Source organism: Mesorhizobium sp. M2A.F.Ca.ET.067.02.1.1 (genome assembly GCF_004023285.1).
Taxonomy (GTDB): Bacteria; Pseudomonadota; Alphaproteobacteria; order Rhizobiales; family Rhizobiaceae; genus Mesorhizobium.
The window spans coordinates 1-7,378 of the sequence record NZ_RZSB01000263.1 but is presented as its reverse complement, the minus strand read 5'-3'; the positions used below and the strand labels follow the sequence as shown (position 1 = coordinate 7,378).

Genomic DNA, 7,378 nt, shown 5'->3' with positions numbered 1-7,378 from the left:
TCATCCACGAGAAATTCCTCGCGATGCGCGCCAAAGGCTGCGGCATCATCGTCATCGGCGAAGACCTCGAGGAATTGCTGATGCTCTCGGACCGCATCGCGGTGATGTATGAGGGCCGCATCGCCGGCACGCTTATCAGCGCCGATGCCACCGTCACCAGGCTCGGCTTGATGATGACCGGCGCCGGGCAGACCGAGGAGGCGGCCTGATGTTTCGCCTCGAAGCCCGCACCTCGACACCCGCCTGGTTCAATCTGGCGCTGCCGCTGATCGCCATCGCCGCGACGCTCATTCTGTGCAGTGGCCTGATCGCCATCGCCGGCGCCGGCGTGATCGAGGCCTATGGCGTCATGCTGTCGGCCTCGCTCGGCGACAGCTACGCCATCACCGAGACCCTAGTGCGCGCCGCCCCGATGATCTTCACCGGCCTTGCCGTGGCGATCGCCTTCCGCGCCAAATTCTGGAACATCGGCGCCGAGGGCCAGCTGCTCGCCGGCGCGGTGGCGAGCTGCTTTGTCGGCGCGATCCCGATGCCGGGCACCCTCGCCATGCTGTTGATGGCGATTGTAGGCGCCGCCGCCGGCGCGCTCGTGGCGCTGGTGCCGGCGACGTTGCGCATCAAATTCAAAGTCGACGACGTGGTGAGCTCGCTGCTGCTAAACTCGGTCATCTATTACGCGCTGATGGCGCTGATCGAAGGGCCGTGGAAGGACACCTTTTCCGGCTACCCGATCTCGCCACCGATCGAGGATTCCGCCAACTTCCCGGTGCTGATCGAAGGCACGCGGCTGCATCTCGGCGTCGTCGTGGCGCTGATCGCAGCGCCGCTTTGCTGGTTCCTGATCGCCCGCACCACGCTCGGCTTTAGGATCCGCGTCACCGGCGAAAATCCGGAAGCCGCCCGCTATGGCGGCATCAGCGTGCAGCGCGTGCTGCTCTCGACGGCGCTGCTGTCGGGTGCGCTCGCCGGGCTCGCCGGCGTCGGCGAGGTTGGCGGCGTGCATTTCCAGGTGATGAGCGACATCTCGCCGGGCTATGGCTATTCCGGCATCGTCGTCGCCATGCTCGCCAGGCTCAACCCTCTCGGCGTGGTGCCGGCGGCGATCTTCCTGGCCGCCGTGATGACCGGCGCCGAAGCGATGTCGCGCGCAACCGGCGTGCCGGCCTTCCTGAGCGACGTCATCCAGGGCACGGCGCTGCTTGCCATGCTGGTGGCGCTGCTCTTCACCGCCTACCGCGTCCGCCGCGTGGGAGCGCAGACATGAGCGCGGTGTTCGAGCAGATTTTCCAGGTCGGCTTCCTCGCCGCCATCATCCGCATCGCCACGCCGCTCGCTTTCGCCACACTCGGCGAAATGTTTTCCGAACGCGCCGGCGTGCTCAATCTCGGCATCGAAGGCATCATGCTGCTCTCGGCCATGGCCGGTTTCACCGCCGCCAGCCTCAGCGGCAGCCTGTGGCTGGGCGTGCTGGTGGCCGTGCTGGTCGGCGCGCTGATGGGCGCCCTGCACGCGCTGTTCACCGTCGCGCTGGGCCTCAGCCAACATGTCTGCGGCATCGGCGTGACCCTGTTCTGCTCGGGCCTTGCCTATTTCCTCTACCGGTTGATCTTCGGCCAGCAATCGGTGCCGCCCAGCATCGACGGCTTCAAGCCGGCGCCGATCCCGCTGCTCTCGGACATACCGGTGATCGGCCCTGCCGTGTTCAACCAGTTCACCCTCGTCTATCTCGCCATCGTCGCCATTCCGCTCGCCGCCTTCGTGCTCTACCGCACGCCATGGGGGCTGTCGGTGCGCATGGTCGGCGAAAACCCGCGCGCGGCGGATTCGGCCGGCGTCAGCGTCATCGCGACACGCTTCCAGGCGGTTATCCTCGGTGGCGCGCTGATGGGGCTTGCCGGCGCCTTCCTCACCATGGCGCAGTTCAATGCCTTCACATTCGGCGTCGTCTCCGGGCGCGGCTGGGTGGCGATCGCGCTGGTCGTGTTCGGCCGCTGGGATCCGTGGCGTTCGGCAGGCGCGGCGCTGCTCTTCGCCTTCGTCGACGCGCTGCAGCTGAGGATGCAGGCCAGCGGCCTCGGCCACATCGCCTACGAAGCCTTCCTGATGCTGCCCTTCATCTTCACCATCGTCGCCATGGCCTTCATGTCGCGCAACGCAGTGGCACCTTCGGCGCTGCTGAAGCCGTTTCGGAGGGAGGAGCGGTAATTTCCTTGCCCCGCAAGGCGGGGGAGAGGTGGCGCGAAGCGGCCGGAGAGGGGTCTGCGTCGACGGTTGCTCTTTTGGCGACGCGTTTGCGCCAAATTCTCAGCCGGTTCTGGCTTCACGCAGGGCGTCCCCTCCCCGTCTCGGCTCCGCCGAGCCACCTCTCCCCACTTTCGTGGGGCGAGGAAAAGCCTCATATCGCCGTGAACGCGTTGTCGACAAACAGATGCGCGCCATTGACGAAGCTGGACTCGTCGCTGGCCAAAAACAGCGCGGCCTTAGCCACTTCCTCGGGCTCGCCGATGCGGCCCTGTTGCGCGGCCATGGCGGCATCGGAGACATCGACGCCGAGCTTGCCGAGATCGGCCACTTCGCGCAGACCGTGCGGCGTGCGGATGAACCCGGGGCAGACGGCGTTGCAGCGGATGTTGCGGTCACGGAATTCCACCGCTATGGCCCGCGCGAACATGTGGCAGGCGCCTTTTGTGGTGTCGTAGAGCACCTCGTTCGGCGTCGCCGCCACCGCCGAGATTGAGGAAGTGCAGACGATCGAGCCGCCGCCGGCGGCGATCATGCCGGGCAGCACCGCGCGCGTCATCAGGAACATCGAGCGGACATTGACGGCATGCAGCCAGTCCCATTCCTGCAGCGTCGTCTCCAGGAAGGGCTTGATCACGATCGTGCCGGCATGGTTGAACAGCACCGTGACCGGACCGAGCTCATCCGTCGCCGCTTTCACCGCCGCCTCGACCTGCGCCTCATCCGAAACATCGGCCACGAAATGCTCCGCCACATGGCCCCGCGCCCGGATCGCCGCCGCGGTCTTGCCGGCCGCCTCGCCATTGCGGTCGACGATCGCCACCTTGGCGCCTTCGGCGGCGAACAGCTCGGAAGCCGCCCCGCCCATCCCCGTCGCGCCGCCCGAAACGATGGCGACCTTGCCCGCCAGCCTTCCACCCATTTTTGTCTCCCTGGATTCCGTGAGTGTTTTAGATGCTATCGCCTCGCGCGGGGAATAGCCAAGCGCTCAAAGGAGGCCGTTTTGCCACTGAAAGTCCGTGGTTCCAGGCATTTGTCGGGCAGCCCATGCTCCGCTTGCTCGCTGGATCTTCCACTCTGGAGGAGCACGAATTACCCTGGATTGCACCATCCCTGAGAACATTCTCCCAAAAATCCTTGAAAAATAGCAATCGACAAAGTCTACTTACTTTATAGATTAAGCGCTGAGACGGAGGCCGATATGTCCTATATCCAGAACGCTCAGACCGCCCGCAAGGGCCAAAGGCTGACCGCCGACCAGAGCTGGAGGCCCGCCTATGGCGGTACCTTCGCCTATCTCGTCTTCGCGCTTGCATTCGTGTTCACCGGCGCGGTGGTGCTGGGGTTGATCCCCTGATTTCAAGGCGGGCCGAGACCCGCCGTCAAAACAATCTGAGTTGCGTAACCGGAGTGGAAAGCTGGCCGAGCGCCGGGGCGGTGTCGCGCGCCTGCGTCCTCGGATTTGGTTTAAAAGGCTTTGGAGCGGGGCAAGCCGACGTGATGGAGGAGATGGCAATGCCGATCGAGTTCACGCATGTTCCCGGTAAGGCTGTCAATGGCGGCTTCTTCTATGATTTCGCCGAGACGGCGACCAAACTGTCGCTGATCGAGGATGCCGGTTTCCGCAGGCTGGTGGTGGACGATCCGGCCGGCCTGCTCACCAATATGGACATCGCCGCGCAGACGCTCGACCGCACCGGTTCGCTGGAGGTGGTGTTGACGCATTGGGCCGGCGTGATCGAGCCGACGGTGGCGGCAAGGCAGCTTGCCGCGCTCGACCGCAGAGGCGGCGGACGCCTGTCGCTTCGCATGCTGAGCGAGCCGCTGGAAGACAGCGATGCCGAGGCGCGACCGGTTGGCCACAGCGTGGTTTGGCAGCGCATCGACGAATATCTGGTGCTGCTGAAGCGCCTGTGGTCGAACGACAGGCCCTTCGACCATGAAGGCGCCTTCTACAGCGTCAGGGGCGGCTTCGTGCCTCGCAAGGGCCCGCATGGCGCCGATCTCGTCATCCGGCTTGGCGGCCAATCGGGCACCGCGCTGAAGGTGGCCGGCAAGCATGCCGATGTCTTCGAACTGGCCGCCGGCTCGCCGGACGAGGTGCGGCAATTGATCGAGCGTGCGCGCGGCGCCGCCGCCGAGCACGGCCGCGCCGGCAGGTTGCGCTTCGCGCTGCCGGTCCGCATCCACGCGGATGGCTGGAGCGGAACCCCGGATCACAAGGCGGTCGAGATCGCCGGGCCGCCGGCGCGGATTGCCCTGGCGCTTTTGCCCTATGCGGCGCTCGGCATCGAGGAATTCATGATCAGCGGCATCGACCGTCCGGGCGAGATCGTCCGCATTGGGCGCGAGACGATCACGCTGCTCGCGAATTCGCTGGCGCGCCGCGAGGCGGAAATTCCGCAACCGGGTGCGTTTGCCTCATCCCCCTTTGCGGAACACCGCATAGGCTGAGTCACGGCGTGCCGGAGTACTCCAGCCCGTCCATCACGTAATCCGCGAACAGGAAATCGCGGATGCCGGCGATCCGGCTGTCCTTCCAATCGATGAGGATGAAGTAGCGCGGCGGTCCGTCCGGACGCTCCGGGCTGGTGACCAGGATGGCGGGCCGGCCTTCGACAAGGCCGGTCGCGAAATGCCAATGCGTTTCGTCGGCATAGCGGCCGAAATAATTGCCGACATATTCCTTGCCGTCCGCGCGCAGCCGATTGACCAGCTCCAGCTTGACGTCCTCGGCCAAAAGGCCGCGCAGCGTATCGAAATCCCTGGCGTTGAAGGCAACTACATAGTCGCCCAAGCGGCGCATGTCCTGCCGGTCGAGCGCCGGACGGGGCGGCGCCATGCGCGGCGCGGCCGCCAGCTTGCGCAAGCTTTCGCGCCCGCGCTGCAGCGCGCCCTTGATCGCCATGTCGGATGTTTCGAGGATTTCGCCGATCTCTTCCAGGCTGTGGCCGAGCACATCCTTCAGCACGACCGCGCACCGTTGCGCCGGCGGCAGCTGCATCAGCTCGGCCAGGCTCGCCTCGGCGGCGATGCGCGCGTCCAGCGCCGAATTCTCGTCGGCGATCGTGTCGAGCTCGACCTCGCTTTCGCGGCCCCGCAAGCGGGCGCGCTTGCGCAGGAAATCGAGCGCCGCGTTGTGCGCGATGCGAAACAGCCAGGGTTCGGTCCTATCGGGCATGTCGCCATTCCTGATCGCAACGAAGCCTTTGGCCAAAGCCTCCTGGACGATGTCCTCGCCATCGATGACCGATCCGACCATGCGTGACGCGTAGCGGTGCAGCCTGGCTCTCAGCGAAGCGGCCTCGCGCTCGAAGGCGCGGAGGCGGGACTCGGTCGCCGCAACGGCCTGATCCTGCGAACCGGTCACGCAACCTCCTAGTTTTCTACGCCACCCGTATGGGAATAGGTCGTGTGGCCCATTATGCTCTCGCCCGCGGCCAGCTCAACGATGCTCTTTATGTAGTCGGCGAAGTGGGGATCGGCGCGGAAGGCCGCGATGTCCTTGCCGAACGCCATTGCGAGATGTTGGCGACCTTGCTGCCGTCGCCGCCGACGACCACGGATGACGACAGCGAGCCCGGCTGCTTGCTGAAGAAGTTGCCTTCGGCGAGCGTCCTGGCGAGTTCCTGCTGCTTGCCCGGCTTGGCGGTGAAGACGTTGATCAGGGTCACTGTGGTCGACATGGCTCGGCTCCGTTTATGCTGATGGCGGAGGCGGTCGTGGCTCTCACACCTGTTACGACCCTCAAGACGAAGGCGGAACCGCAAACAGAACGGCGGGGCGAAAATTCTCGATGAGACCCCGAAATAATCTTCAGCGCGCCGCGTCCGCGAGTTGCCGCAACGCGGCGATGACGGCCTCCGAATCCGCCAGCGCGCCGAAGATCCCGTCCTCGACCGTCACCATGTGCAGCGCCGCTTCGTGCGCATACTGGTCACCGCTGGCGCAGGCGTCCGAAACCGTCAGGCATTGGAAGTTGCGGTCGCAGGCCTCGCGCAACGTGGTGTGCACGCACACATCCGTCGTGCAGCCGGTGAAAAGCAGATGCGTTATGTCCCGGGCGCGCAGCACCATCTCCATATCCGTATAGGTGAAGGCGCTGTTGCAGGTCTTGTCGATGATGATGTCCTGCGGCGCCACGTCGACATCGGCGGCGATCTGGAAGCCCGGGCCCGAGCGCAGCATGACATCGGTGCCGTCGAGGCCGGCCCGCTTGCGGCGCCATTTCTCGTAAGGCGTCATGTCGGCCATGTCGGCGCGGTAGCCTTGCCTTGTGTGGATGATGATGATGCCCGCGGCGCGAGCCGCGGCAATCAGCCGGTTCACCGCCGGCAGGATGGCTCTCAACGGCGCCGGATCATAGCCTTTCCTGGCGAAATAGCCGGTCGGCGACAGGAAATCCTCCTGCAGATCGATGACCAGCAGCGCCGCATGCTGCGGCTCCAGCCTGCCGTCATAGGGAAAGTCGAAGGGTATCGCCTTGATCATCGGTCACCTGCTTTGGTCGTTGTCGGTGCATCGTGCTCGCTAGCAGACCTGCGGTCCAGCCCGCAGCGTACCCAGGTGGCATCGGCGCATCGTAGATTGTTGATCGCACAGTCATCTTTATAGTTGACTCGGAAATTCATGTTTCATAGTCAACTGCCATGGCTCGCCCTGTGTCTGATCTCAATGGCGGCCACCGCATTGCGATGATGAAGCGAGGACGAGCCTTGTCCTGGAACGGTATTTTCGCGGCGCTGGCCGTGTCCCTCATTCTTTCGGCCGGCATCGCCGGGGCGCAAGAACAGCCGGCGACGCAGGCGCCGGCTGGGCAGCCGATAGCACCCGCCGCGCAGGAGCCAATCGAGCAGGCGCCGGCGGCGCCCGCCGCCACGCCGATGGCGCAGGGCCTCCAGCCGGCTCCGAACGGCGCCGTCGGTGAAGAGCCTTCCATCGCGCTGACACTGCCGCATGACCTGTCGCCCTGGGGCATGTTCATGAATGCCGACATCGTCGTGAAGGCGGTCATGGTCGGGCTGGCCTTCGCCTCTCTCGTCACCTGGACGATCTGGCTTGCCAAGTCGCTGGAGGTCTTCGGCGGCAAGCTGAGGGCCCGCCGCGCCGCCGATGCGATCGGCAATGCCGCGACGCT

The 7,378-nt window shown here is 65.3% G+C and carries 8 protein-coding genes and 2 pseudogenes; 6 read left to right on the top strand and 4 right to left on the bottom strand.

The window, feature by feature from the left end; genetic code table 11:
- The 3 genes and pseudogenes from EOA28_RS18530 to EOA28_RS18520 form a co-directional block, all read left to right on the top strand.
- Window positions 1-209: pseudogene (locus EOA28_RS18530) on the top strand (ABC transporter ATP-binding protein); the annotation flags it as partial.
- Entirely contained in the window at window positions 209-1,264 is a 1,056-nt protein-coding gene (locus tag EOA28_RS18525; RefSeq protein WP_127252624.1) for an ABC transporter permease, read from the top strand. The pseudogene EOA28_RS18530 and the gene EOA28_RS18525, both read left to right, overlap by 1 nt.
- Window positions 1,261-2,205 (top strand): ABC transporter permease, encoded by a 945-nt coding sequence (locus tag EOA28_RS18520; protein WP_127252623.1) that lies wholly within the window; start codon window positions 1,261-1,263, stop codon window positions 2,203-2,205. Before EOA28_RS18525 ends, EOA28_RS18520 begins: the two co-directional genes overlap by 4 nt.
- 190 nt (window positions 2,206-2,395) lie before the next feature.
- On the opposite strand, the gene EOA28_RS18515 is transcribed toward EOA28_RS18520, so the two are convergent.
- Window positions 2,396-3,163 carry an SDR family oxidoreductase gene (locus EOA28_RS18515; protein ID WP_127252622.1) on the bottom strand — a complete coding sequence of 256 codons (768 nt, stop codon included), beginning with the start codon at window positions 3,161-3,163 and terminating at the stop codon, window positions 2,396-2,398.
- Window positions 3,164-3,442: 279 nt separating this feature from the next.
- Between EOA28_RS18515 and EOA28_RS18510 the strand changes: the two genes are divergently transcribed.
- Together EOA28_RS18510 and EOA28_RS18505 are read left to right on the top strand one after the other, a co-directional pair.
- The gene (locus EOA28_RS18510) at window positions 3,443-3,598 is read left to right on the top strand and encodes a hypothetical protein (RefSeq protein ID WP_095816548.1); all 156 of its coding nucleotides are present in this window, start codon (window positions 3,443-3,445) and stop codon (window positions 3,596-3,598) included.
- 158 nt (window positions 3,599-3,756) lie between these two features.
- Window positions 3,757-4,695: an LLM class flavin-dependent oxidoreductase gene (locus tag EOA28_RS18505; RefSeq protein ID WP_127252621.1), complete on the top strand. Its 939-nt coding sequence runs from the start codon at window positions 3,757-3,759 to the stop codon at window positions 4,693-4,695.
- A gap of 1 nt (window position 4,696) precedes the next feature.
- On the opposite strand, the gene EOA28_RS18500 is transcribed toward EOA28_RS18505, so the two are convergent.
- From EOA28_RS18500 to EOA28_RS18490, 3 genes are all read right to left on the bottom strand, one after another.
- Window positions 4,697-5,611, bottom strand: coding sequence for an RNA polymerase sigma factor (locus EOA28_RS18500; protein WP_127252620.1), 915 nt, complete (start codon window positions 5,609-5,611; stop codon window positions 4,697-4,699).
- An 88-nt stretch (window positions 5,612-5,699) separates the two neighbouring features.
- On the bottom strand, window positions 5,700-5,927 hold the full coding sequence (locus tag EOA28_RS18495) for an antibiotic biosynthesis monooxygenase (RefSeq protein ID WP_127252619.1): 228 nt from the start codon (window positions 5,925-5,927) through the stop codon (window positions 5,700-5,702).
- A gap of 130 nt (window positions 5,928-6,057) precedes the next feature.
- Window positions 6,058-6,732, bottom strand: coding sequence for an isochorismatase family cysteine hydrolase (locus EOA28_RS18490; RefSeq protein ID WP_127252618.1), 675 nt, complete (start codon window positions 6,730-6,732; stop codon window positions 6,058-6,060).
- Window positions 6,733-6,902: 170 nt separating this feature from the next.
- Between EOA28_RS18490 and EOA28_RS18485 the strand changes: the two are divergent.
- Window positions 6,903-7,378 (top strand): annotated as a pseudogene (locus EOA28_RS18485) (hypothetical protein); the annotation flags it as partial.

Coding starts and splice junctions, on each gene's coding strand:
- EOA28_RS18525 (WP_127252624.1), top strand. CDS start 209: ATGTTTCGCCTCGAAGCCCGCACCTCGACACCCGCCTGGTTCAATCTG.
- EOA28_RS18520 (WP_127252623.1), top strand. CDS start 1,261: ATGAGCGCGGTGTTCGAGCAGATTTTCCAGGTCGGCTTCCTCGCCGCC.
- EOA28_RS18515 (WP_127252622.1), bottom strand. CDS start 3,163: ATGGGTGGAAGGCTGGCGGGCAAGGTCGCCATCGTTTCGGGCGGCGCG.
- EOA28_RS18510 (WP_095816548.1), top strand. CDS start 3,443: ATGTCCTATATCCAGAACGCTCAGACCGCCCGCAAGGGCCAAAGGCTG.
- EOA28_RS18505 (WP_127252621.1), top strand. CDS start 3,757: ATGCCGATCGAGTTCACGCATGTTCCCGGTAAGGCTGTCAATGGCGGC.
- EOA28_RS18495 (WP_127252619.1), bottom strand. CDS start 5,927: ATGTCGACCACAGTGACCCTGATCAACGTCTTCACCGCCAAGCCGGGC.
- EOA28_RS18490 (WP_127252618.1), bottom strand. CDS start 6,732: ATGATCAAGGCGATACCCTTCGACTTTCCCTATGACGGCAGGCTGGAG.